The sequence below is a fragment of the Mucilaginibacter sp. R-33 genome (genome assembly GCF_049949235.1).
Lineage (GTDB): Bacteria > Bacteroidota > Bacteroidia > Sphingobacteriales > Sphingobacteriaceae > Mucilaginibacter.
On the sequence record NZ_CP188089.1, the window covers coordinates 5,928,560 to 5,953,601 of the forward strand.

General features: G+C 45.3%; 22 protein-coding genes. 16 read left to right on the forward strand and 6 right to left on the reverse strand.

The features are described 5' to 3' along the window. Nucleotides 1-78 precede the first annotated feature (78 nt). Both ACP26M_RS24685 and ACP26M_RS24690 read left to right on the forward strand, forming a co-directional pair. A complete protein-coding gene (locus tag ACP26M_RS24685) occupies nucleotides 79-222 on the forward strand; it encodes a hypothetical protein (protein WP_426584121.1) in 144 nt (47 codons plus the stop codon). 55 nt (nucleotides 223-277) lie between these two features. Next, the gene (locus tag ACP26M_RS24690) at nucleotides 278-496 is read left to right on the forward strand and encodes a hypothetical protein (protein WP_426584123.1); all 219 of its coding nucleotides are present in this window, start codon (nucleotides 278-280) and stop codon (nucleotides 494-496) included. 296 nt (nucleotides 497-792) lie between these two features. Here the strand turns inward: ACP26M_RS24690 and ACP26M_RS24695 are convergent, their stop codons facing one another. From ACP26M_RS24695 to ACP26M_RS24705, 3 genes are all read right to left on the reverse strand, one after another. Continuing rightward, the gene (locus ACP26M_RS24695) at nucleotides 793-1,629 is read right to left on the reverse strand and encodes an NAD-dependent epimerase/dehydratase family protein (protein WP_426584125.1); all 837 of its coding nucleotides are present in this window, start codon (nucleotides 1,627-1,629) and stop codon (nucleotides 793-795) included. 63 nt (nucleotides 1,630-1,692) lie between these two features. Continuing rightward, entirely contained in the window at nucleotides 1,693-2,544 is an 852-nt protein-coding gene (locus ACP26M_RS24700; protein ID WP_426584127.1) for a helix-turn-helix domain-containing protein, read from the reverse strand. Between the two features lie 191 nt (nucleotides 2,545-2,735). Next, the gene (locus ACP26M_RS24705; RefSeq protein WP_426584129.1) at nucleotides 2,736-3,701 is read right to left on the reverse strand and encodes an alpha/beta hydrolase family esterase; all 966 of its coding nucleotides are present in this window, start codon (nucleotides 3,699-3,701) and stop codon (nucleotides 2,736-2,738) included. A 97-nt stretch (nucleotides 3,702-3,798) separates the two neighbouring features. On the opposite strand from ACP26M_RS24705, the gene ACP26M_RS24710 reads away from it, so the two are divergent. Beyond that, on the forward strand, nucleotides 3,799-4,194 hold the full coding sequence (locus ACP26M_RS24710; protein WP_426584131.1) for a winged helix-turn-helix transcriptional regulator: 396 nt from the start codon (nucleotides 3,799-3,801) through the stop codon (nucleotides 4,192-4,194). A 32-nt stretch (nucleotides 4,195-4,226) separates the two neighbouring features. Here the strand turns inward: ACP26M_RS24710 and ACP26M_RS24715 are convergent, their stop codons facing one another. Further along, a complete protein-coding gene (locus tag ACP26M_RS24715) occupies nucleotides 4,227-4,586 on the reverse strand; it encodes a winged helix-turn-helix transcriptional regulator (protein WP_426584133.1) in 360 nt (119 codons plus the stop codon). A gap of 152 nt (nucleotides 4,587-4,738) precedes the next feature. On the opposite strand from ACP26M_RS24715, the gene ACP26M_RS24720 reads away from it, so the two are divergent. Next, a complete protein-coding gene (locus ACP26M_RS24720) occupies nucleotides 4,739-5,536 on the forward strand; it encodes an SDR family oxidoreductase (protein WP_426584135.1) in 798 nt (265 codons plus the stop codon). A 321-nt stretch (nucleotides 5,537-5,857) separates the two neighbouring features. Continuing rightward, nucleotides 5,858-7,750 carry a M1 family metallopeptidase gene (locus ACP26M_RS24725; RefSeq protein ID WP_426584137.1) on the forward strand — a complete coding sequence of 631 codons (1,893 nt, stop codon included), beginning with the start codon at nucleotides 5,858-5,860 and terminating at the stop codon, nucleotides 7,748-7,750. A 24-nt stretch (nucleotides 7,751-7,774) separates the two neighbouring features. Here the strand turns inward: ACP26M_RS24725 and ACP26M_RS24730 are convergent, their stop codons facing one another. Continuing rightward, nucleotides 7,775-8,065, reverse strand: coding sequence for a helix-turn-helix domain-containing protein (locus tag ACP26M_RS24730; protein ID WP_426584139.1), 291 nt, complete (start codon nucleotides 8,063-8,065; stop codon nucleotides 7,775-7,777). 718 nt (nucleotides 8,066-8,783) lie between these two features. On the opposite strand from ACP26M_RS24730, the gene ACP26M_RS24735 reads away from it, so the two are divergent. The 5 genes from ACP26M_RS24735 (at nucleotide 8,784) to ACP26M_RS24755 (ending at nucleotide 13,928) form a co-directional block, all read left to right on the forward strand. Then, the gene (locus tag ACP26M_RS24735; protein WP_426584141.1) at nucleotides 8,784-9,368 is read left to right on the forward strand and encodes an RNA polymerase sigma-70 factor; all 585 of its coding nucleotides are present in this window, start codon (nucleotides 8,784-8,786) and stop codon (nucleotides 9,366-9,368) included. Continuing rightward, nucleotides 9,365-10,348 (forward strand): FecR domain-containing protein, encoded by a 984-nt coding sequence (locus ACP26M_RS24740; protein WP_426584143.1) that lies wholly within the window; start codon nucleotides 9,365-9,367, stop codon nucleotides 10,346-10,348. Before ACP26M_RS24735 ends, ACP26M_RS24740 begins: the two co-directional genes overlap by 4 nt. Nucleotides 10,349-10,361: 13 nt before the next feature. After that, the gene (locus tag ACP26M_RS24745; RefSeq protein ID WP_426584145.1) at nucleotides 10,362-12,506 is read left to right on the forward strand and encodes an LA_2272 family surface repeat-containing protein; all 2,145 of its coding nucleotides are present in this window, start codon (nucleotides 10,362-10,364) and stop codon (nucleotides 12,504-12,506) included. Nucleotides 12,507-12,728: 222 nt separating this feature from the next. Further along, nucleotides 12,729-12,899, forward strand: a complete 171-nt coding sequence (locus tag ACP26M_RS24750) for a hypothetical protein (protein ID WP_426584147.1) — start codon at nucleotides 12,729-12,731, stop codon at nucleotides 12,897-12,899. Nucleotides 12,900-12,932: 33 nt separating this feature from the next. Next, a complete protein-coding gene (locus ACP26M_RS24755) occupies nucleotides 12,933-13,928 on the forward strand; it encodes a hypothetical protein (protein ID WP_426584149.1) in 996 nt (331 codons plus the stop codon). A 211-nt stretch (nucleotides 13,929-14,139) separates the two neighbouring features. On the opposite strand, the gene ACP26M_RS24760 is transcribed toward ACP26M_RS24755, so the two are convergent. Next, the gene (locus tag ACP26M_RS24760) at nucleotides 14,140-14,472 is read right to left on the reverse strand and encodes a helix-turn-helix domain-containing protein (RefSeq protein ID WP_426584151.1); all 333 of its coding nucleotides are present in this window, start codon (nucleotides 14,470-14,472) and stop codon (nucleotides 14,140-14,142) included. A gap of 215 nt (nucleotides 14,473-14,687) precedes the next feature. Here ACP26M_RS24760 and ACP26M_RS24765 point away from each other — a divergent pair, with 215 nt between their 5' ends. The 6 genes from ACP26M_RS24765 to ACP26M_RS24790 all read left to right on the forward strand — a co-directional run bounded on the left by ACP26M_RS24765 (nucleotide 14,688) and on the right by ACP26M_RS24790 (nucleotide 25,018). Beyond that, entirely contained in the window at nucleotides 14,688-15,245 is a 558-nt protein-coding gene (locus ACP26M_RS24765; protein WP_426584153.1) for an RNA polymerase sigma-70 factor, read from the forward strand. A gap of 69 nt (nucleotides 15,246-15,314) precedes the next feature. Further along, nucleotides 15,315-16,457 carry a FecR family protein gene (locus tag ACP26M_RS24770; protein WP_426584155.1) on the forward strand — a complete coding sequence of 381 codons (1,143 nt, stop codon included), beginning with the start codon at nucleotides 15,315-15,317 and terminating at the stop codon, nucleotides 16,455-16,457. Nucleotides 16,458-16,719: 262 nt separating this feature from the next. Then, nucleotides 16,720-20,124 carry a TonB-dependent receptor gene (locus tag ACP26M_RS24775; protein WP_426584157.1) on the forward strand — a complete coding sequence of 1,135 codons (3,405 nt, stop codon included), beginning with the start codon at nucleotides 16,720-16,722 and terminating at the stop codon, nucleotides 20,122-20,124. Nucleotides 20,125-20,137: 13 nt separating this feature from the next. Further along, on the forward strand, nucleotides 20,138-21,835 hold the full coding sequence (locus ACP26M_RS24780) for a RagB/SusD family nutrient uptake outer membrane protein (protein ID WP_426584159.1): 1,698 nt from the start codon (nucleotides 20,138-20,140) through the stop codon (nucleotides 21,833-21,835). Nucleotides 21,836-21,919: 84 nt separating this feature from the next. After that, a complete protein-coding gene (locus ACP26M_RS24785) occupies nucleotides 21,920-23,284 on the forward strand; it encodes a DUF3863 domain-containing protein (protein WP_426584161.1) in 1,365 nt (454 codons plus the stop codon). A gap of 81 nt (nucleotides 23,285-23,365) precedes the next feature. Further along, the gene (locus ACP26M_RS24790; protein WP_426584163.1) at nucleotides 23,366-25,018 is read left to right on the forward strand and encodes a hypothetical protein; all 1,653 of its coding nucleotides are present in this window, start codon (nucleotides 23,366-23,368) and stop codon (nucleotides 25,016-25,018) included. Nucleotides 25,019-25,042: the final 24 nt, after the last annotated feature.

A 25,042-nucleotide genomic window follows, 5' to 3' on the forward strand; every position in this document is an offset into this window, starting at 1 on the left:
AAGCTAAACCTGCGCTTTGACGTAAAAGAATTGATTTGGTATAAAAAGCTTATATTTAGGTTTTATCTTTAAAGAACTATGAAGGAACAGTTTTTTGCCCATACTGACAACTATGTGAAATTCACACCTGCAGAAAAAGACCTGCTTGCTGCTGTTTTGACTTTCAGAAAAGTGAACGCAAAAACTGAATTAGTTTCTTTTTGTATTCAAAGAATTTATTAAAAATTAGGTTGCTACGCAGGGTGTCGTCGTTCCGGAAAGATCCGTTTCACTGAGCATGGCAAAAACAGTAGCGGCTGTCATGGAATTTGTCTGGAAAACTTTCCGGCTTGCAGGGCACCCACCGCTTTACAAAGGGCTTATCAATGCGCTGGGAATGACATTTATTATCAGCGACAAAAAAGCGAGAGCAGAGATCGGCTACAGGCCATTGGTAACGATCGAACAGGGACTTGATAGCATGAGGGATAGCAAGTCATCAGAGAAGGTTAGCTGATTAGCCTCCGCCTCATTTTCCTACTTATACTCCTGACGCTTTTCCATGGTCCTGACGGGCGGTTTTTTCGCGTGCTTATTTACAGATGACCGACGATGGCGAGAGTAAATTGCCCGTCGCAGGCGAATATAAGCCGGAACATCTGTTTGGGACAAGAGAGGCATTGAAAGCCAGCGGTGTATGGGGAAGACTCTTCATCAATTTGGTTAATTAAAACGATATTGACATGGCTTCAAGTGGGCTTGGTAACTGGCAGACACGTTGGCCGTAAGTGTCCGCCAGCAGGGATACTTTCTTTATAGCAGATCCATATCCCGCGCCACGTAAAAGCTAGGCACCAGCGGACGGAAGCTGGTCCGGCTACGCAGTTTGGAGCTGTCGAGTAGGCCTTCGAAGGGATCGTTGAGCGGACCGGGTTCGGCATCGAAGGTTTCCGCTGCTTTTCCCACCGAGTCGGCCAATTCATACAGGCTGATCGGCGCGTCATCTGCGATATTGAAGATGTCACCGTTCAGCCCGTCTTGCTGTAGCAGGATCAGCAAGCCCTGTGCGACATCGAGGTGGTGGACCATATGCATGCGGTACCCGGGATGGCGTCTCCACTGCTTGAGTACCGGCATGATCTCTTCGATATGCGGGTCGCGGTCGCCGTAGACAAAGCCTAAACGTAAGATCCTTACGTCAGGATGAAGTTGCAGCAGTTCCTGTTCAGCGGCGATCTTGCTGGCGGCATAGGCTCTTGGATCATTAATATCAACATGATCAGTCTCTTTGGCTGGATGACCGTAGCCAGCATGGTAAACATTGCCGGTGCTGGTAAACACGAAACGCTTAACACCGGCAGCCAGAGCGGCCTGGGCCAACGAGACGGTACCCGAATGATTGGTTTTTACAATACCTTCATTATCGGTGAAAGTACGGAACAAAGCGGCCAGATGGATCACTGCATCCATACCCGCGACCGCCGCAGGCAACGTAGCGGGTTCATATAGATCGCCAACCACTACCCGGGTTCCTGGCAGGGTTTTGGCTGCATCACGTATTAAAATGGTAACCTCATGCCCTTTGGCTATGAGGCGCGGCACTAAACGGCTGCCGACTTTTCCTGTTGCGCCTGTAATTAATATTTTCATGGCACAAAGTTGCCCGTAAAGGCACACGTACACAATCGATAATCAAACCAAAAACTATGAATTTCAAACCTTCCGAAAGGTATTCGGCGTGGTCCCGGTCAGCCGCTTAAAATAATTATTGAAATAGGCGGGGTACTCAAAACCCAGTGCATAAGCGATGTCTGCTACGCTCCAGTCAGTATACTGCAAAAGCGCTTTCGCTTCGGCAGCGATGCGTGCGGCGATATGGGCCGAGGTCGGTTTGCCGGTGACCGATTTGACCGCACGGTTCAGGTAATTGACGTGCAGGGACAGTCGGTCTGCAAATTGATGCGGGTTCCGCAAGCGCAGTGGCCTATTCGGCCGCTCGATCGGAAACTGTCTTTCCAGCAGGTCCAGGAACAAATGCGTAATCCTCCCTGCGCCGTTTTGAAATGCGACGGCATTATTAGGCGGCTGGATACGCAGGGCTTCATGAAGGATCAGGGAGATACAGTTCCTGATCATGTTGGCTTTATAAGGGTATTCTTCCTGGTAGGCCGCCAGCATTTTGCGGAAGATACTGTCCATAAAAGCCTCTTGTGCGCTGTCAAGCGGGATCACCGGGTTATCGCCCGCGCGAAACAACGGCGAATCTTGCAGTTCGCGGCTGTTCATAAAAGCTTCGGTGAACAGGCAGGCGTACCCGCTGGTCCGGTTCACGCGGCTCACAACCGAATGCGGCACATTGGGATTAACGAAGAAAAGAACGGTACCCTTGAGCTCCAGCAATTCCCCGCCGTATTGAACGGTCATGTCACCGTTGATCAGGCCCATTTTGTAAAAGTCGCGCCTGGCGCGGCGCAGCGGGAGTTCCTGCGATGCTTGCAGATCATGCACCCGAAAACCTTTTAGCCGCAAGTCCTCCATGTTCACACCCGGAATTTCCTCTGTCATCCTGCAAAGTTAACAAAATCAAACCTTACACAGCACCGGGCGGAATATCCGTTCATCAACCACGCTATCGATCAGCGAGATCGCTTATGCCGTCGGCTTTGTGCATGCGCGGTAGTTCATTAAACTTTTAAAAAAGAAACGAATTAATCGCCGCTTGAATTCAGGCAATCATTTAACCGATCTTCTGTCAATTACGGTTGATCCAATCCCCAAAAAGCGATGGCTCCACTGGCTGCATTGATATCTTTGTTTACTTTCCCCATTAGTCTCGGGAATTTGGCTACCGTTTGCGGGACGACATGCCCGCCCCCATGTACCGTGTATAGTTCAACGACCTTTTGTTCGCCCTGAAACCAGATCTTTCGGTCTACCGTTGTTGGGTCATCCTGATCTAAATGGGGCAAATGGTCGGTTTTTATCGTCTTGTTTCCGGAGTGACTGTCAGCAAATGTCTTAGCGGTGTCCTGAGTACTCAGGACATTCCCGAGGTCCTTGCCAAAGAATCTGACCCTGCCGCCATTATAAGGAATGATGCGATCTGCGGTACCATGGATCATCATCACAGGAGGCATGGGGGCCTGAAGGTCGTCGGTCCGGTTATCAGACGTTGGCAGGTTGGCTCCTACGATAGCGATGCCGGCCAGTAAACTGGTGTTGGATATGGCCAGCCGAAGTGCCATCATGCCGCCGTTGGAATAGCCGAAGATATATACCTGCCGTGGGTCGATGTTATGCGACAGCCTGAAACTTTCAATAAGCGACAGGATAAAACCGACGTCATCGATATTTTTCTTCTTTGCGGGGAAGGGTGCGTTCTTGCGGATATCGTTCCAGTTATGTCTATAGCCATCGGGATAAGCAACCACAAAACCGTATCGATCCGCCAGTTGGTCAAATTCATAACCGGTCCAGGCCCGAATCTTAGCGCCGTCGATACCCGAGCCATGTAAAACGATGACCAGCGGCACTTTGTCCTTGCTCAGGCCGCTGGGAACGTATTTCCAATAGGTACGTTTTTCAGTGCCGACGGTCAATTCTTCGCGAGATGTTTTTGAAGACAAACGAGGCGCTTTTGGCGTAGAGGCATAGCCCCAATACAAAAATGATATGGAGGCTATGAATGCTAACAGGATGGAAATTACTATTGCAATGATCATAGCTGCTTAATTTTTAATTTCGGTCAAAGATACCTACCTTTACTTACCAAAAGCCAGTAGTTTACAAAAGGTAACTACTTACCTCAAAGTAACCGGTATGACCAAGGAAGATGAATTCAGGATGGAACACCTGGGCTGTGCCGAAAAATTACAGGCCGTCGGCGACTCCTTGTACGTGATCGGCGGCAAGTGGAAACTCCGTGTGATCATTGCGCTTTCACAGGGGCATAAGCGTTTCAATGACCTGCAAAGAACCATTACCGGGATATCCGGCAAGGTGCTTTCGGCCGAACTGAAAGAATTGGAGTTGAACGGTTTCGTCGAGCGGAAGGTTCAGGCGGATACGATGCCGGTGATCGTGGAGTATGAACTTACACCTTACAGCCAAACCTTAAAAGATGTTGTCTATGCGCTGATCCACTGGGGCGTGCTGCACCGTGAAAAGATCAGGTCGGAGACTAAGCAAGATCTAACCGGGCAGTGGCAAATATAGCCGCTATGACAGCTATGATCGAAGCAGGGTTATCATTTCACTATTGGATCCCAGGTCCCCCGCTGTTCCGGCGGTGCGATCTGATTTCCCCAGTCATACATAGCTTTCAGCACCGGAATAAGCGTTTTGCCCAGTTCGCTTAATTCGTATTCTACCCGCGGCGGTTTCTCCATATAACTATGACGGATGATCAGCCCATCCTCTTCCAGTTCTTTCAGTTGCTGGCTTAATATCTTTCGTGAAATATCAGCCATTTGCATACAAAGCTTACCAAACCGGACCTTTCCTCCGTTCAGCAGGCGCACCAGTATGATGGGTTTCCATTTGTTCCCGATATAACCCACCGTTCTAACCACAGCGCAGTTTTCGGGATTTTGCAGCATCTTTCTCATTTGTTAGTTACCACTCATTTGTTAGTTACCAATAGGTTACCGCTATTTTGCTTTAGTTACCTGCTTGTAACCAGTAATAGCGGCAATGCCTACAAATATAGTGCATCTGCTTTAGTTTCTTTGTGAAACAAAAGCAAAATACAAATAGAAAAATGGAAATACAGAAGCAAATGGTCAGGGACCTCGAAGGAAAAATAGCATTGGTAACAGGTGGTACCAAAGGTATTGGAAAAGCGGTAACCGCGAGATTATTACAGGCCGGAGCAACGGTTATTGTTACAGCGCGTAACGAACCGGATGACCATAATAAACCCTATCATTTTATTGCCGCCGATCTGGCTAAGCGTGAGGATGCAGAAAAAGTCGCTGCAAAGATCACCGAACAGTACGGCGGGGTTGATATTCTGATCAACAACATGGGGGCTAACACCTTTCCAGGTGGTGGCTTCAGTACGCTTGCTGACGAGCACTGGTACCAGGCGCTGGAGATCAACCTGCTATCATCGGTACGGTTAGACCGGGCCTTATTGCCAAAAATGCTGGAAAAGAAGAGCGGTGTGATCATCCACATCTCTTCTACAAGCGGTCAGTTCCCGATCTGGGAGTCGACCATGGCCTATAGTGCGGCCAAAGCGGCCCTGAATTCATACAGTAAATCGCTGGCCGATGAGGCAGGCCCGCATGGAGTCCGTGTACTTACCGTTTCCCCCGGGCTTAATAAAACGGAAGCAATGTCCGATTTTCTCGGCCAGCTGGCAGCCAAAGAAGGTATCACTTTTGATGAGATGACCCAAAGGCTCTTTGACCGCGTTGGCGGGGTACCGCTGGGCAGAATGGCTGAACCGGAAGAAACGGCTGAGCTTATTTACTTCCTGGCATCGCCAAAAGCATCTTATATCAGCGGAGCTAATTATTTTATTGACGGCGGTAATTTTCCGGTGGTGAAATAACGCCTGATTGGACAAAAGGTGAAACTACAAGCATCTCTGAAATTGCAGGTGCGAAAGTTATACGATAACCGTTCCCTTCTTCGACAATACTTCAGGCATGGAACGGATCGAGAAGAGCGTTGATCCTTGTCCTCCTCCATATGCACAGGAGCCATTTATTGAAAAGATAATTGCCTATTTTCGAAACAGGGGCCGAAGCCATGTTCCATTCAGGATGCCATGATTTCTGTGGATGCTTCTATTTGCAGGAGTCTGACAAGCGAATGGAATGTGGTTTTAAGTTGATGAATAAAAACGTTTAAATTATAGTTTACACCAGCAATGAGAATAAAATTATTTTTGGAGATGATTAAACTACGTTTCCAGGTTACTTTCCTATTCGTCGGGTATAGTTTATTCTCATTCGCTCAAAAGTTACCGGTTGATCGCAATTCTGCCAAGGCATTCGCTGCAAATACGCGTAGTGAAACCGGACTACCGGGAAAAAACTATTGGCAAAACAGGGCTGATTACAAGATAGACATCAGATTTAATCCGGACACGAGAGAAATTGATGGAAAAGTAAATATTCAATATTACAACAATAGTCCTGATACCCTAAACCGGCTGGTTTTAAAGCTATATGCCAACCTTTATAAAAGCAATGCTATGCGTAATGTTTCTGTATCTGCCGAAGACGTCGGCGACGGTATAAGTATCACAGGTATCGAAATTGATCATCAGGCAAGATCAGATAAACAATATAGCATCAGAGGTACAAACATGTACGTCAAAAAAGTACGCTTAGCACCACATCACCGGGTTAGCATTGATATAGCTTATCATTACACGCTCAATAAAGGGTCGTTTGTACGAACAGGTCAGATCGCTGAGGGCTCCTATTTTATAGCTTACTTCTTCCCCCGTGTTGCGGTTTACGATGATGTAGATGGCTGGAACGAATATGATTATTTAGGTAAGGAAGAATTTTACAATGATTATGGGAATTTTAAGGCAAGCATAACTGTTCCGGATAGTTATTGTGTTTGGTCCACCGGAACGCTTATCAACGGTAAAGAATTATATCAGCCGGCCATCTTAAAAAAAATAGAAGAAGCCGAAAAAGGCGATAGCAGTATTAACGTTATTGATCGGGATGAAATACAAAATAAAAATGTTACTAAACACAACGCGGCCAATACATGGAATTTTGAAGCAGAAAACGTGACCGATCTTGCTTTTGCGGTAAGCGACAAATATGTGTGGAAGGCTACAAGTATTGTAGCAGATCGTCATACACAACGACGCACACGTATAGATGCCGTATATGATCCGGATCACAATACGTATGACCATGTTGCTGACTACGCCCGAAAAACGGTAGAACAGATCAGCTATCATTTTCCCGGAATCCCTTTTCCTTATCCTCATATCAGCATTGTGGATGGTCTGGATGCCATGGAATATCCGATGATGGTAAATGACCTGCCATTTAAGGATGAAAAGGATGTTGTGGAGTTTACAGCGCACGAAGTTTTTCACTCCATATTTCCATTCTACGTTGGAACAAATGAAACAAAATATTCATTCATGGATGAGGGCTGGGCAACAATGACGGAATTTACGTTTCACCCGCTGATTGCCCCGCAGGTTAAAATGGACTATGATATCAGTAGTATAAACGATTATGCCGGCCTGTCGGAAGACATGCCGTTAATGACGCCAACACCTCAGTTATACGGAAAAGCGCGTTATGGCGACAAAGATCTAAAACCCGCGCTGGCACTCTACTATCTGAAGGAAGCACTGGGGGAAAAGAAATTTATCGGTGCATTGCAGTTCTTTATTAAAACCTGGACTGGTAAGCATCCCACGCCTTACGATTTTTTCAACTGCATGAACCATGGTGCCGGCGCTGATCTCAACTGGTATTGGAAAAAGTGGCATTTCGAAAAAGCAGTACCGGATCTTGCGATAAAAAAAGTTTCTCGCAATGGTTCGATCTATCAAATTAGGATAATTAACAAAGGCAGAGTGCCGATGCCTATTCACTTACGGATTCTCATGTCAGATTCAACAACCAAAGAATTAGTGCGAACCGTCGATGTATGGAAAGATAACGATAAAGTCATGATCCCTTTACTGGCGAAAAAGAAGATAAAAAAAATTATTCTTGGAAATGCCTATGACGCAGATGTGAATCCTGCAGACAACGTCTGGTTAAATATTAATTGATCAGGAACTTGCTAACCATTAATATTATTCCTGTTTTTGCCGTAGCAGATCAGAGGGAGACAGATTAAAATGCTTTTTAAAGGCGAAGGAAAAATAAGATAAGGTTTCAAAGCCCAGTTCAACAAATATATCAGACGGCCTTTGATGCTTTTTTTCAATCAAAAAATAGGCTTCCGCTAAACGCCGGCGTACCAGCCAATGGTTTGGCGCGTCGTCAAATATGCTTTTAAAATCCCGCTTGAAGGCCGACAGGCTGCGTCCGCTCAGGTAAGCGAAACGTTCCATGCTAACATTGAATTTATAGTTACGGTTCATAAACGTGGGCGTTTCGGAGATATGTTACACCCTATTCCGTGGCAAAACTGACCACCTGTTTGCTGGCAAAGAAATGCAGCTCATGCTTTAGCAGCATAAACAAAGATAATTATTTACCAATTTCCATTTAGCCTGGTGCTGCTCTATCTATAACCTCTTTTTTCTTTTCGAAGCTTTAATATGCAAGGTGATTGCAGGATCTCCATTCTGGTTATGGCCGTTCATTGCTTTATTAGAGGCTTTCAGCGCTATTTCGCATACCTAATGAGGCTACCGATCAACTCGTTCACCCGGCGACTGTATTTGGCATTTAAAAGGACGGCCAGCGTCTGATGCATAAACTACCAAAAATGGGGTGGTCAATTTGATCCGGAATCAGGTGGTCACTTTGGTCCGGAATACCCTGGTCACTTTAAATCGGAATCAGGTGGTCAGTTTGAGCGGAATCTCCACCTTAAGCAATATACGCACAGTAAGAATCGGGTCAGTATCATGATTGAATTTTAGCCATTTTGGATGGTCAGAGTGGTTAATCCCAAACTTGCCCAAGCCGTTTGTGCAACTTTTAAACTATTCATTGGCAACAATAGATAACTATTTATTATCCTGATGTACGGGCTTTTTATTTAAAAAAATCTTCCACCCGCATAGGGGTAAGCCCCTGTTTTGTTGTCTCCCGGTTAATAAATGTTTAAAATAGCACAATTAACATCAGCGTTTGCACCAAAATAATACCGGCGTAAGTACTTATATACTGCATTTAAAGGCAGATGAGCCCGAATTTGACAGGGTTTACCTGGAGCATTATGCTGCACTGCACCACTATGCCTATACTTTGCTGGAGGATAGCGCACATGCCGACGAAATAGTGCAGGATGTATTTTTGAAAATTTTGGAGCGGAACGGGCCCATAAGTATCCATACGTCGCTTAAGGCCTACCTGTATCGGTCGGTACATAACGAGTGTATGAATTATTTTAAACATCAAAAGGTTAAACAAAAATACCAGCAACGAAATATGCACGAAGCCGATAACCACACCGACCATGCTTTGGGTAAGCTTCAATACCGGGAGTTTGAGCAGCGGTTGTTACAGGCCATTAACCAACTGCCGGAACAATGTCGTATCATTTTCCAGATGAGCCGTTTTGATGAATTGAAATATGCCGAAATAGCTGCGCAATTAGGTATCTCCATAAAAACGGTAGATAATCAAATGGTGAAAGCGCTTAAACGTCTGCGGCAGCAACTGGCCGATTACCTGCCTTTATTGATCTGTTTTTTAATTAAAATATTTAAATGAACCAACCTTTACATATAACAGATGAGCTGCTGATCGACTATGTGCTTAACGAGGTTTCGGCAGAAGAAGCCGCGCGCGTTGATAGCTGGCGTAAGCTTGATCCTGAAAACGAACGTCGTTTTGAACAATTCAGGCTGATATGGGAAAGCAGTAGAAGCTTTAAGGCCGATGCCGTAATTGATGCACAGGCATCTCTGCAAAAGGTAAAACAAAGGGCCGCCGAAATAAAGAATCAGCAGGCCAATGTTGTACCGATGCGTGGCAGGTATGGATGGCTTAAAATTGCCGCGTCGATAATTTTTATTGCTGCTTGTGCCTGGATCTGGTTTAGCAGGTTCAGCAACCCGGAGGTAAAACTTGAAAGTCAGGCAGTAGTTCGGATAGATACCCTGTCTGATGGAACAATAGTAACCGTCAACAAAAATACCCGCCTTGATCATCCTGAAAAATTTACGGGCGACCAACGCCTGGTAAACCTGGTTAAGGGGGAGGCTTTTTTTAACGTAGCCCATAACAAGGCAAAGCCTTTCGTTATAACTGCAGGCGAGGCTTTAATAAAAGTGGTGGGCACGTCATTTAACGTAAAAAACGTTAACGGCAATATTGAAATTATAGTGGAAACCGGCTTGGTGCAAGTAACCGACAGTCGCAGCAAGTTGATGATTTTACTTAAACCCCGCGAGGTAGTTTCATTAAATGCCAAAACCGGGAAATTTGTGAAGCAACATAAACAGGATAACCTGTATCAATACTATCGTAGTAAAGATCTGGTATTTAAAAATGTTAAGCTTAGCAGATTGGTAACGGTTTTGAACGAGGCTTACGATAGCCACATCATCATCGGGCGTAAAGAATTAAATGATATGGAAATAGCCGGTAGCTTTAATGCAGACAACAGCCTTGAAACGATGTTACATGTTATTCAGCTTACCCTAAACATCAGGGCCGAAGAAAAGCAGGGCACCATCATCCTTAAATAAAACATTCGCGTTAATGATTTTTTCAGATCTCCGCATACCTAAACCTTATCATTTGCTTTTTGTGCTGATGCTGCTGTTTGCCTTCGGGCAATCACGGGCCCAGGGCATTTTAAGCAAACCGGTATCTATAAATTTTGAAGGTGCGCGCCTTGGCGATATTTTACTGGAACTTGGCAAAAAAGGAGGCTTTCAGTTTTCATATAAAGCGCGGCTGCTTCCACAAGATAGCGTACTAAGTATCAATGCTGCTGATCAAACCGTAGGCAATATTTTACATATCCTTCTGCGCGATAAATACAATATCCACGAATATCAAAACTATCTTATCATCACCCAAAAACTACCCGGCCTTGCTTTTTTAGATACCGATATCACCAACGATAAAAACAGCAATTATTCGGTGAGCGGCCTGGTAGTAAGCGAACGCACCGGCGAACGCCTGATGAATGCCAGCGTTTATGTAAAAGCGCAGCTGGTTTCGGTTTTAACCGATGAACATGGCTATTTCCGCATCAAGTTCAGGGCAGATAATCCGGAGCAGATCAGCGTTACGGCAAGTAAGCTGGCCTACCGCGATACCACCATCAATTTCCTGCAAACGGTATCGGTGAGCAGCCGCTTTAACCAGGATAGTTACAACAGCGCGGTGAATCGCAATAACAGGGTTGAGCGTACCGGGATGGGCCGCTTTTTTATTTCGGCCAAGCAGCGTATCCAGAGTTTAAATATTCCGGACTTTTTTGCCCGGAGGCCGTTCCAGGTTTCTTTAACACCGGGCTTGAGTTCGCACGGCATGTTTAGTCCGCAGGTGGTGAATAAGTTTTCGTTAAATATTGCCGGGGGATACACCGCGGGAGTGAACGGATTTGAATTTGGCGGACTGTTCAATATCAATAAAATGGATGCCAAATATTTACAACTGGCCACGGTTTTTAATTTGGTGGGAGGCTCTGTTACCGGTATTCAGATAGCCGGTGTAAGCAACCGCGCTTTAGATACGGTGCGCGGCATCCAGTTAGCGGGTTTTATTAATAAGGGAGATGGCACGGTAGCAGGCCTGCAACTTTCAGCCCTTAATAACAGCGCTCATAAATTAAAAGGCGTACAAATAGGCTTGGCAAATACGGCCGATACTTCGTATGGTGCCAGTATTGGGTTAATAAATTTTATTGGTAATGGGTTTTATCGGGTATCTGCAACTACTAATGATGTAACCAATACAAACCTTTCGCTAAAAACGGGTACCCATGGTTTTTACAGCGATCTGCTGATCGGCACCAATATTTCTGCCGGAAATAAGCTTCACTCTTTTGGTTTAGGTATTGGCCATGATTTTATGCTGAGCGATAAATCGTATGTCTCGGCCGAGGCTGCTTATCAGTTTGCTTACACCGGTTTGTGGGACGACAGGTGGTTTCAGTTTAAAACAATGCTTAACCTGCAACTCTCCAAACACATCAGTGTATTGGCCGGACCAGTGTTTCATAGTTATAACCACAGCGGCTCGTTCCATTTGGATGGATATAAAAACATCACCCGGATTCCTGATTACCCCGACCAGGTTATCGGCGATGGGCACCAAACCCGTAGCTGGATAGGATGGGAGGCAGGTATTGCTTTCAATTCGGTTTTTAAGCCTATGAAAAAAACGGTTGATAACAGCCGGGCCTGGTATTTAGGTGCAGCAGTTACTACCGGTTTGGGCTGGGACGATCCATATAGCAAAGTTTACGGTGCTGAACTATTTATTCAGCGCGATCTGGGCGAACATCTTTCGGGCGTGATAACTACCGGTTTTACATTCTTTCCGGTTGATAAGGGCTACCCTCCCGTTTTTGGGAACGATAGCGTAAGTATTTATGATGTATCGCGCCGAATGATCCCCCTAAAGTTTGGTGTGCGTTTAAAAACCGGGACTGCGTTTTATATTTCAGGCGATGTTGGTGTCGCTTTCGGTTTGTATAAGCAGCCGATATACTCTTTTTCGTCTATGTCAAACTCTCCGGTTTACAAGCCTTACCGCGCCTCAATGATCTCGGCCGGGGCTGGCTTCAGCTTTCAAAGCGGCTTAGAAACCGGGTTTAAATTTGAAGATTATGGTTATTACTACAAGGAGTTTGCGTTAAGGTTGGGATATAAGATCAAGTTAAGCAAGTAATATTAACACGAATAATTCGCGTGTTGTAGAAGATTTTGACGAATTACACGAATTGATTTAATTAAATATTGCTCGGTAGTATTTACACAAGCTAATCGATCTATAAATCTATCCGCCAAACATTTGTGTAATTCGTCTTAATTCGAAAAAATTCATGTCAATATAATGTTAACTGCGTAGGGGTAAAGCCCCGTCTTGTTGTCACACCCCCAAATAACAACAATGAAGAGGTATCGCCTGCTTAAAATTATCCTACTCTCCGTATTCAGCGTTTTGCTTACCGGGGTTTATATCTCCTGCCTGCTTAAAAGCTGGCAACTGACAGCGATGATGGTGTTTGCGCTCAGTGGTTTTACCATCAAAAAAACAGTCGACCTGCTTCCTGTTGATTAATCAATCTAATTATCTAAAAATCAATTACACCACATGAAACATTTATTTTCATTATTTATCCTGATCGTCCTTTTCGCATCCTTAGCTCAGGCCCAGAATAACAGCAGCTGGCGGGTTGGCTTTGGTATTGATGCCGGCATTGCTACTTCTGATGCTTTTAAATACGCGCTTGGCGGCGATATCCGCATTCAGAAAAATATTAACCAACGCGTTTCCGGTACGTTGACCACCGGCTTTAGCCACTTTTTCGAAAAAGATCATTTTGACGGTTACAGCCAATACGGCAGCCCATATAATGTGATCCCCGTAAAGCTGGGTGTAAAATATTTTGTGGGCGATAATTTGTATTTAGGCGGAGAGGCCGGTGCGGGCTTTGCCTTTGAGCAATGGGGAACATCGTTTGTATGGTCGCCTTCGGTAGGTATGGCTTTTAAAAACGGCATCGACCTAAGTCTTAAATATGAAGATTATACTAAAGATAAAGCTACTAAAGCCATGGGCCTGCGCTTAGCTTATGGTTTTGGTGCCCGTAGTATGGCTGCTCATAAAAAGGCAGAAAATAATGCGGATGAAAGCGGAACAGAAATAGGCATCAGCTTTAACCCGGGCGTTGACATCAACTCGTCGGACAATAAAATAATAGGTGGCGATGTTACGATTTATCAACCGGTAACCAATAACCTGGTGGCTATGTTTTCGGCAGGCTATACGCATATGAACAGCCAATACCTATCAACTTATGGTATTATGGATAGCAATGGAAACGTCTACTACAACAATAACCTTACAGTGCGCAATGTCGTACCGGTTAAAGTTGGCTTAAGGGCGTTTTTGGGCGACGTGTTTTATATTGGCGGCGAGGCGGGAGTGGCATTTGCATCTCATAAGAATACGTCGTTTGTATACACGCCATCATTGGGTTTTAAGCTTCGCAACGGGCTTGATATCGGCGTTAAATATGATAACTACAGCCACCGGTTAATACAGGATGCCTTGTCGCTAAAATTGGGGTATCATTTTAAATTGTAGTATAGGGATTGCCATTCAGGCTGCTTTACCAGAAAAGATTATTAATGCTTGGACACAGCAAAGTGATCTCGGGGTTTCCAGACATTTCGACTTTATCGACGGTACTTGTCTTGCTTGTGTTTATCCTGCAAAGGCGACATCCAAATCAGAGTCCTTATTGGCGGCTTTCTTGATAGAATATGTAATTATTTTTTGCGTTTAACAGTACTTTCTAGTTCCGCCATAAACTCATCGGCATCTTTCTGTGTCCGGATGACCTGAGCAAGACTGTCTGTACGAACAGCAGTACGAGCGGGTGCAGCGTGTCCAAATAAGCTCCCATGGCCACGGTGGGCGTACCCTTTTCGATTTGCCATAACGTAGCCCAGCTAATGCCGGCCTGTTCTGAAATCTGGGTAGTGCTCAGCTTTCTGCGTAAACGGGCAAGCTTATTCTCACCTAAGTCATTAAGCACCTTTTGCGCTTTAGGTAAAAGACCAGTTGTTGCTTCATAATGTTTTATATAATAAGCAAATATAGTTAACATGTTTATTATATAAAACATTATAATGATTGCATTATTTTCAATGGTCGGGATTGATTAACCCGATGCGATTATACATAAACGCAATAAAGTCTTTGAACCTCAGGACAGTTGAGGACAGTTACGAAGTGCGATTTGTTTAAATTTGAGAATAACCAGTTATATGACTAATCGCAAGCCTTTGCGGTTTTACTTTACTTACCAGATTTTGTTTTATTATGGTGACTTATGATTGCATGAGCGATACGGAGTTGGTTGATCTGATAGCAGCTGATGACCACGATGCTTTTGCCGAAATATATGAACGTTATTTCGGGTTGCTTTATGTTCATGCCCTCAAAAAACTTCGGGATAAAGATGAAGCCCGCGATTTGGTGCAAGACCTTTTTGCTCACCTTTGGACGCGTCGCGGTTCCTTCGATCAGCACACCAATATTTCCAATTACCTTTACGCGAGTGTTCGTAACCGGGTCATCAACTTTGTAGCACATAAACAAGTGGTCGATAAATACCTGCTTTCGCTTGCAGTGGAGGATATGAAGGTAGAAGCAATTACCGATCATCGGATACGTGAACGGCAGCTGGCAGGTATGATCGAATCTGAAATTGGTGCCTTACCGCCAAAAATGCGCGAGGTGTTTGAGTTGAGCCGTAAATTGAATTATACCCACCGCGAAATAGCTATTCAGCTTAATTTAAGTGAGCAATCGGTACGGAGCCATGTTAAAGGCGCGCTGCGCATTTTACGCACCAAATTCGGCACATTTATCAATCTTCTTTTATTTTTTAAATAATTTCAAAAAAAATTACCCCCCAGTATTACGGCATCCTGTCTATCTAAATATAAACCCAAATAGACCTCGATGCAAGAAGATGAGATCCGGCAACTACTGGAGAAATACCGCAAAGGACAAGCTAACGACAAGGAAATAGCCCTGCTCGAAACTTGGTATATGCAATGGCGTAACGAACCATTCCCCGTATCGGCAGATGAGCTGGAGGAGGCAAAGCTGAACGTTTGGGAAAACCTTAGCGAGAAGCATTCGCACAAGTTTAATCGTACCCGTTGGTTTGCAGCGGCATCGTTATTGTTATTGGCGGCTATCGGTATTTATTATTTCTCGCAGAAACAATCGGCCGGGGTAAAAGTAGATGATAAGTCGGCCATAAACCGGGTAGCAAAAGATTTTAAACCAGGAGGGAACCGCGCCTTGTTAACCCTTGCCGGCGGTAAGAAAATTGTGCTTAACAACCAGCAAAACGGCCAGATTTCTGTTCAGGGCATGGCATCGGTGAGCAAAACTTCGGAGGGCAATTTATCTTATACAGATCATGCTGGTAATTCTCCCAAAGGTGATAATCTGACGAACACATTATCTACCCCCCGTGGCGGCCAATACCATCTTACCCTTACCGATGGTACGCAGGTTTGGCTCAACGCGGCCTCGTCTATCACTTTCCCCGTGCATTTTGATCAGGGTGATAGGGTTGTTACGGTTACCGGCGAGGCCTATTTTGAAGTGGCACATAAAACCAATAACCAGGTATTTAAAGTAATAGCGGGCAGGCAGGAAATAACTGTGCTGGGAACCCGCTTCAACGTAAGAAATTACGACGATGATAAAACTTCGGCCACCACATTGCTTTCGGGAAGTGTGCATATCAAAAACACCGCTACCGGCCAAATGGCCATGCTAAGGCCCGGCCAGGAAGCAAAGGTCATTAAGGCCGATGATCAATTAACCGTACGGCAGGTTAACGCCGAAAACGTCATCTGCTGGAAAAACGGCTACTTCCTTTTCGATAACCAGGGCATTGAAAGTATTATGAAAATCATGAGCAGGTGGTATGATGTGGATATCGCTTACCAGGGGCAGATACCGAAAGAGCGTTTTGGCGGTACCTTTTCGCGCTCAGCTAATCTTTCCGAAACGCTTAAAAACCTGGAGATATTGGGCAAAGTACATTTTAAGATAATGCCCGATAAGGTTATTGTAACCGAATAAATTTCCCCGAAAACAATTGATAAATTGAGTAACAACCCCAATTTTAAAAGGAAGGAGGCGATAAAAAAAGACGTATACCAAAACACTTTGACAAAACCAGGAGCGGTTGCGACGCCCCCGGTTTACCGGCCAAGCCAGGTCAGGTCATCTCAATAAGTTTTTAACCAAACAGTTAATTAAACCTAACAATCAAATGTATAAAAAATTTACTGAATTACTGTTCAGGAGGAATTCCTATGTGTATTCTAATTTGTTCTTAAAAATGAAGTTAACCTTTATTTTGATATTGCTTGCTATAGTTCAGCTCAAGGCCGAAGTATATGCACAGCGCGTAAGCGTTGAAGCCAACAACGCTTCGTTAAGCGAGGTCATTGCCCAATTGCGCAAACAGCTCGATTACGACTTTTTGTATAACAACGATGCCATTAGCGACGCGGCGGCTATAACCCTATCCGTTAAAAACGCCGATTTTAAAGAAGTGCTGAAGCAATGCCTTAAAGGTCAGCCTTTAGAATTTATCATCCGTAATAAAACCATTCTCATCATCAAAAAGAGCGGTTCGCAGGCACCGCCTACAGCCGTCAACCAGAAGGTTAACGGTATTGTGCGGGATGCAACAACGGGCGAGCTACTGGTTGGTGTATCGGTAATGATAGACGGATCGGGCACAGGTACAACCACCAACCAACAAGGTGCTTTTGCGTTGAATGTCCCCGACGCATCTTCGGTGTTGGTATTTTCCTATTTAGGTTATGCAACGCAAAAGGTAACCGTTGGCAGCCAAACTTCATTTGAGGTAAAGCTGGTAAAGACTGATAAAAACCTGGGCGAAGTAGTAGTTGTAGGTTACGGTACAAGGGCTAAAGGAGCTGTTACCGGGGCTATCTCTACCGTAAAAGCCGACGTTTTTGAAAACCGCCCGGTAACCAATACCATCGATGCCTTGCAGGGCACTGTACCTGGCTTAACCATTACCAAAGCCAGTGGCCAGCCGGGCAGTTCTACCTACGGTTTCCAGGTGCGGGGATATTCGTCAATTAACGGCAACGCACCCCTGGTACTAATTGATAACGTACCAAGCGATCTGAATACCTTCAGTACCTTAAACCCCAATGATATTGCCGAAGTAACCGTGTTGAAAGATGCTGCTGCAGCTATATATGGCGCGCGTGCGGCCGACGGGGTTATTTTGGTAACAACCAAAAAGGGCAAGAGAGGTACACCTATCATAACATACACGGGCAACTTCGGCGTTAAGCAGCCTACCTACCTGCGCAAAATGCAAAACACTCTCCAGTTTGCCACTTTTATGGATGAGGGCCTGCGCAATGCGGGTTTACAAGGCTTCCCGCAGGAAGTTTTTGATAAGATCAACGCCAATGCGGCTCCTGATCTGGATAAAGGATGGAATTACGGCGTAACCAATTACCCCGGCTTTTATGGCTATACCGATTGGAATAAGGTAATCTACAAAAACGCTACCCAGCAATTGCACAACATATCGGTATCCGGCGGAGGCGATAATAATAACTATCTGGTTTCGGTGGGCTATAACCGGGATAACGGTATAGTACGTTTTGGTGAGAATAAATCAGACAGGTATAACCTGCGCCTTAATTATGATATCAGGCCAAGCAGTAAGTTAAGCCTGGAAACCCGTACAAGTTTTGATAACCAGGCGGTATTAAATCCAACTTTACTGTCGAGCGCGCTGACCAACGTTACCAGGCAGTTTCCATATCAACCGGTGTACAATCCATTGGGCGAATTTTATGGTTACCAGGGATACGAGGGTCCTGCCCAGTACCTTGCGCAAGGTGGCATAGCGAAAGATAACCTGTCGCGTTTCGCAACCAATTTTAAATTGGATTACAGCCTGTTGCCGGGGCTTAAACTTACGGCGCAGGCAGCTTTCAGGTTTGAGTATGATAATACCAGTTCTACCAATCCTACTATCACCCGTTACAATTATGCAGGGGGGATACAGGATATTCGTAATACGCCTAATTCGGCAACCTACGGTAATAATAAGCGCTTAAATAAACTTTACCAGGCTTATTTTGATTACAACAAGCAATTTGGTGCCGATCACCGCATCAACATTACCGGCGGTGCTTCGCTGGAGCAAACACGTAATGAGGGCCAAAGCATAACCGGTTACAACTTTGCAAGCAACGATATTTTTACCCTAAATCTTGCCGACCGTACCAAAGCCGCTTATGCCAATTTCACAGGTTTGATCAATAACCAGGCGCTGGGGTCATACTTTGGCAGGGCCAGTTATTCTTTCAAAAGTAAACTGATATTTGACGTTACTGCCCGCGCCGATGGCAGCTCGAAGTTTGCGCCGGGCAAACGCTGGAGCGCCTTGTTTCCTTCAGCGGCGTTAGCCTACAACCTGTCTGAAGAAAAATTTATTAAATCTTTAGATGTTTTCGACCTGTTGAAAGCCCGTGTATCATGGGGTAAAATGGGAAATCAGGAGATTACCAGTCTTGGATTGTACGATTATATCCCGCTTATAAACCAGGTAAGAGATAGTAATGGAAACCTTGTACTTTATCCCATAGGTTCGCCTAACGCTGGCTTAACCGGGGTAAATGGTAATCCGGCCTCTACCAACCGTACCTGGGAAACCATCGAAAATAAAAACGTAGGTGTTGATGTATCGCTGATGCGCTCCCGTTTATCCTTTTCTTTCGATTATTTCAACAAAACGAATAACGATATGCTCGTGAATGTCGCTGTTCCGGCAACTTTTGGCGCCACGCCGCCATCAATTAACCAGGGGAAACTGGTGACCAAAGGCTTCGAGGCTACGGCTACCTGGAAAGACCAGATTAATGACTTCAGGTATAGCGTTTCATTGCAGATCAGCGACAGTAAAAACAAACTGGTACAGCTCAAAAATTCCGATAACTACAGTGAAGGATTAAACTTTGTGCGCCAGGGATACCCGATCTACTCTTATTTCGGCTATGTCTATGATGGCATTATCAAAACCCAGCAACAACTGGATGCCTATAAGCAATTGCAGGGCGTTCCATCACGTATCAGTATCGGTGACGTGATGTACAAGGATGTGGACGGTGATGGTAAATTAACTGCCTTCGGCGATAAAACCAAAGGACTTTCGGGCGATATGGTTTATCTGGGCAATCTTACACCACGCTATACTTTTTCATCAAACATCAATGTAGGTTACAAGCAATTTGACCTGGCTGTATTTTTACAGGGTGTTGGCAAACGTGATGTGATTTACGAGGGCAACATCAGCAGGCCTAACACCTTCTTCTGGCCAACGCTGGCTTACTACTACAATAAAACATGGAGCCCGCAGCGCCCGGATGCACAATACCCGCGCTACATTCCCGGAAACCTGGGCTATGATGATATCAACAGTTACAACTATCATGCCTCGGCTATGACGCTGCAAAACGTTGCTTATTTAAGGTTCAAAGTGATCACCCTTGGGTACAACCTCCCGTTATCAGTAGCAAGCAAGCTAAAAATGCGATCGGCGAGAATTTATGTGAGCGGGCAGGACCTATTCACCATCTCCAAAGGAACCCTTGGCGGGAATTTCGATCCTGAAGATGGCTATCGTAATGAAGGTACCTATCCATTTAACAGGGTGTATTCACTGGGGCTTAACGTAAGCTTCTAAAAAACAGATCATCATGAAAAGAAAACATATCAATACCAACACCATAAAAGTGAAGCTAGCTGTTCTTGCATTGTCAACGCTGGCAGTAGGCAGTTGTAAAAAAGACCTTAACCTGGTATCGCAGGACACTATTACAGATGCCACTTTCTGGAAAACAGGGAACGATTTCAAGCTTGCAGCCAATAACCTGTACAACGGCCTTAACGGCTTTGGCGAGGAAGACACCGAATCGGATATTGCCTTCAATACGCCTAATACGGTAAGCAACGGCAATTTGCAACCAACAGAAAACTCGTCCGAGTGGACTAACGATTATGGTTACATCCGTTCGGCCAATAATATACTTGAAAAAGGCGCCGGAAACAGTGACGCCGACATCAAACGTTATGTAGCCGAGGCCAGGTTTTTCAGGGCCTGGTATTACTGGCGTTTGTTGCGTATTTATGGCGGCGTTCCGCTAATTACCAAAGTGCTGCAAACCGGCGACCCGGAATTATTTGCACCGCGGGCTACCCGCATTGCCACTGCCGACCAGATTTTGAGCGACCTTAACACAGCTGCAACCGACCTGCCGGTACAGGCCGATCTTTCTGCACCCGATATTGGTCGTATAACCAAAGGCACGGCACAGGCCCTGGCATCGAGGGTGGCCCTGTTTGAAGGCACCTGGGAAAAATACCGCGGTGATGCCAGCGCGGCTAAATATCTCGACGCGGCAGTAACCGCTGCCCAACAGGTAATCAGCAGTGGTGTTTACAGCTTATATAAAGGAAGCGGTGCTCAGAGCTATCGCTACCTGTTTATTGAAGCTGGCGACGACTCGAAAGAATCCATACTGGACAGGCGCTATGCCCGTAATATTTTTGGGCAGGACGCACCTTATATGTACGATCAGGATGGTTATAACCCTACCCGCAAAATGGTAGATATGTACCTGGATAAAAACGGCTTGCCAATTACCGCTACTGGATCTGTTTTCCATGGATACAATACTTTTACATCCGAATACCAGGACCGCGACCCACGCATGACCCAAACCATGATCATACCCGGGACCCTTACGAATCGTGTGTTTTACCCGGTTACCAAAGTGGCAAACTGGCCGGATAAACCGCAGCGTAATTTCAATACAGGTTATATTTTATATAAATACATGTCGGAAGATCCGCTGGCCAATAACTCCGGCAGGAATGGCAGCGCGAGTTTGTTCGATTTCGATAGGCACCTGATCCGTTATGCCGAGGTTTTATTGAACTATGCTGAAGCCGTTTATGAAAAGAACGGTAGCATCGGCGATAATGATCTGAACATGAGTATTAATCTACTACGCGACAGAGTTTCCATGCCGCATCTCACCAACGCTTTTGTGGCATTGAATGGTTTGGATATGCGTACGGAGATCAGGCGCGAGCGCACCGTTGAACTATGCCTTGAAGGTTTCCGGTACGACGATCTGCGCCGCTGGAAAACAGCCGAAACCGAATTGCCCCAGGACGTGAAAGGCATAAAAATAACCGGTACCGACTGGGCGACCCGCGCACCATACAGCGATCCGAGTTACCTGACGAAGGTTGATGCTAACGGTTTCCTGATCGCAGAACGCAGCAGGAAATTTGACCCGGCTAAAGATTATTTGCAACCGCTGCCAACTAAAGAAGTGGCGTTTTACGCTGCCAACGGCAAAGAGCTTAAGCAAAACCCAGGCTGGTAATTTATAGCTAACCGGGACGAGCATGTTCTCCCGGTTAGCCTGTTTTGTAACATGTGACTTTACTGTCAACAATAAAAAGATCTAATGCAATTCAAATCAGCGCTTCAATTATTGTGTTTGTTGTTCGTATTGCCTTTTTTGAATGTGCAGGCGCAACAAAAAACCAAAAAAGCGGGAACCAGTTTAATGGGTAACCGGTTTCTTACCTTTAATACCGTTATCCGGGTAAACCAGATAGAAGTATCAAGAACCCGTAATGTTGGCGAGGATGAGCGCCCATTACACACGCCCGAACGGGTAAAGTCATTCCGGCAAGCTTTTGCAGATGGTTTCCCGGGCGGAAAAATGACATGGTCGTTTAGTTGGCTGGCTTTGAATGATACCAGCGCCGCTTACCGGGAGATCAGGAAATTGGTGGTTGGCTATTATCATCAATACGGTGATGAAATCACCTTTATACCAGGCGCTTACTTTGCCAATGCTTACAACACCACGGCACAGGTGAATAAAGATCTTCATGACGCGCTCAATATCATCAGTAAAATGGTTGGCCATGGCTATCGTCCTAAAAGTATAATAGCCGGTTTTTTATCCTCCGAAAATCAACAGTATCTCGCCGAAAAGGAGGGGATCCACGTATGCCAGGGCAATATCTGGAGCCAGTTTAGTATCGATAACCAGGATGGTGATGGCTCGGTTTGCTATCCTTTTTACCCATCAAAACAGCATTTTTGTAAACCAGCCCAAGGTAAGACCGATTTTGTTGACTGTGTTAACCTGGATGGATGGTCGGTTGATTTTTTGGCCGGAAGAAGGACTGGTTTCGCCGAAGGCTTTAATAGCAGGATGGGTGTTGGCCCGATAGAAACTATCGGTAAATACGGCGAGGAAACGGGTCTGAAAGAAATGATGCACACCATCGCTATTCATTTTGATAAAGGCTTTCAACTAAATGGCTTTGGCTGGGTAACCAATTGCTGGGAACTGTCTTTGCCGATGGATGTATCTGCACTTAAAGACTGGCTGAACGCGATCCGCAAACGCTGGCCGGATACCAAACTGATTACCCAGGGCGAGTTCGGTTTGATATGGAGGTCACACTACAAAAGCAATACTTTTAACTATCGTTTTGTTGAGCGGGGATCTGGCATAGGGGGTTCTGACGCGGATAAAGAGATCAGCTGGTTTATGAATAAGGATTTTAGGCTGGCCTTATTGAAGAAAAACGATGGAGACAGCCCCGCAAAAGTGATTGATTTTACCAATTATACTTTACCAGCGCATGAGCCTGCTGAAATGACCCGGAAATGGAGCCTGTTAGGGAATATCAACCAAAAACAAACACGCCAGCAGGATAAGCCGGTTTCGATCGATTCGTTGCCATTGGCCATTCGCTCATTAATAATCAGTCGATATCCGGATTTAATTGCGTCCGGCAAAAAGAATTAAAAATAAATCTCATAATCAATTTTTCAATACACCGCGTTCTCCTGGTCTTCAGGATTTATCTTATTGACGAAAAACCTACTCATGAACAAAAAAGCCAATCTTCAATCTGTTTTAATGTTGTTACTTCTGTTGCCGGTTTCTATCTGTTTGGCGCAGGTTAAAAATAATGCAGTGGCCAAATCGCCCCGGATTGTCAACATTGTTAATTTTATCCGTGATATTGAACCGCGGGATAGCAAGATCACGAAAGACGTGCTGTTTCAAACCGTTGTAAACCAGATTAAGCTGATGAAGGAAAACCATCTTGGCGGCACCTTCTTGTTACAGTATGATGCATTGATAGATAAGCGTTATCAGGATTTGCTGAAGACGTTGCCCAAAGATCAATTTGAGATTGGCGGATGGTGGGAACTTCCGCAGCCGCTGATTGAAAAGGCCGGGATTAAATGGCGTGGAAAATATGCGTGGGACTGGCATTCAGATATCGGTTTTTCGGTGGGTTACACGCCTGCCGAGCGCGAAAAGATCATTGATGTGTATTTTGCCGACTTTAAACAGATTTTTGGTTATTACCCTAAATCAATTGCTTCCTGGGTTATCGACGCGTACTCCCTGAATTACATGTACGACAAATACAAGATCACAGCCTCTGCAAATTGCAAAGACCAGGTTGGTACCGACGGCTTTACATTATGGGGCGGTTATTGGAACCAGGCCTATTATCCGAGCCGGGTAAACGCTTATATGCCTGCACAGCATGCCACGCAACAACTGCCGGTACCCGTATTCAGGATGCTGGGTAGCGATCCCATCCGGCAATATGCTGACGGTCGGTCTGTAACCACCCTTGAGCCTGTTTACAGGCACGCAGGAGGAAATGAACAATGGATAAAATGGTTTTTGCAAAGTTTCGCGAACGACGTTTCTCTTGGCTTTAACTATACACAAGCCGGCCAGGAAAATTCCTTTACCTGGGATGCGATGAAAAAAGGGCTGGAATGGCAGATGCCCATCATAGCCCGGCTTCGTGACGAAGGCAAGGTACGGGTGGAAACCATGGCGCAGTCGGGCGAATGGTTTAAAAAAACGTACAAAGTTACACCGGCTACCACCTTTACCGTAAGCAAAGATCTTGGTGAAAGCAATAAAAAAACCGTTTGGTACAACAGCCGCTTTTACAGAGTGAACCTGCTATGGAATGACGGCCAGCTGCGTTTAGCTGATCTGCATTTGTTTAACGAGAAGATCCCTGATAAATACCTGAATAACGTAACCACTATTAATCAAAGTTTCTTTTACACGCTTCCCCTGGTCGATGGTTTTCAATGGGGTAAAAGCGGCAACCCCGAAGGATTTCGCTTGATGATGAAAGATGGTTCGAACGAGGTTCCCGTTCAAGGCGGCGACCCTGTCTTTACTAATGTCGACAAAACAACGGCTCGTGCGTCATGGCCTGTTGGCAAAGGTCTTTTCGAAATTGATATGAAAGAAAATTCATTGACTATCACCTCAAAGAATCAAACGGGTATTGACTGGTTCCTGGATCTCTATGTCGCTGAACATGCCAAAACCGCGTTTCGTGAAGTATCGGAGAACAGCGCGCGTTACGAATTTGACGGACATCTTTACAAGCTTGTCCCCAAACAAGGTACGATAGAAAAAACTGACAATGGAAGTTTATACCGCATCAGGCCGCAAAACCACCGCATTGTGCTACTGTTGGCAGATCTTTAATTACCTGCCGGCAGTAGTGTTGTA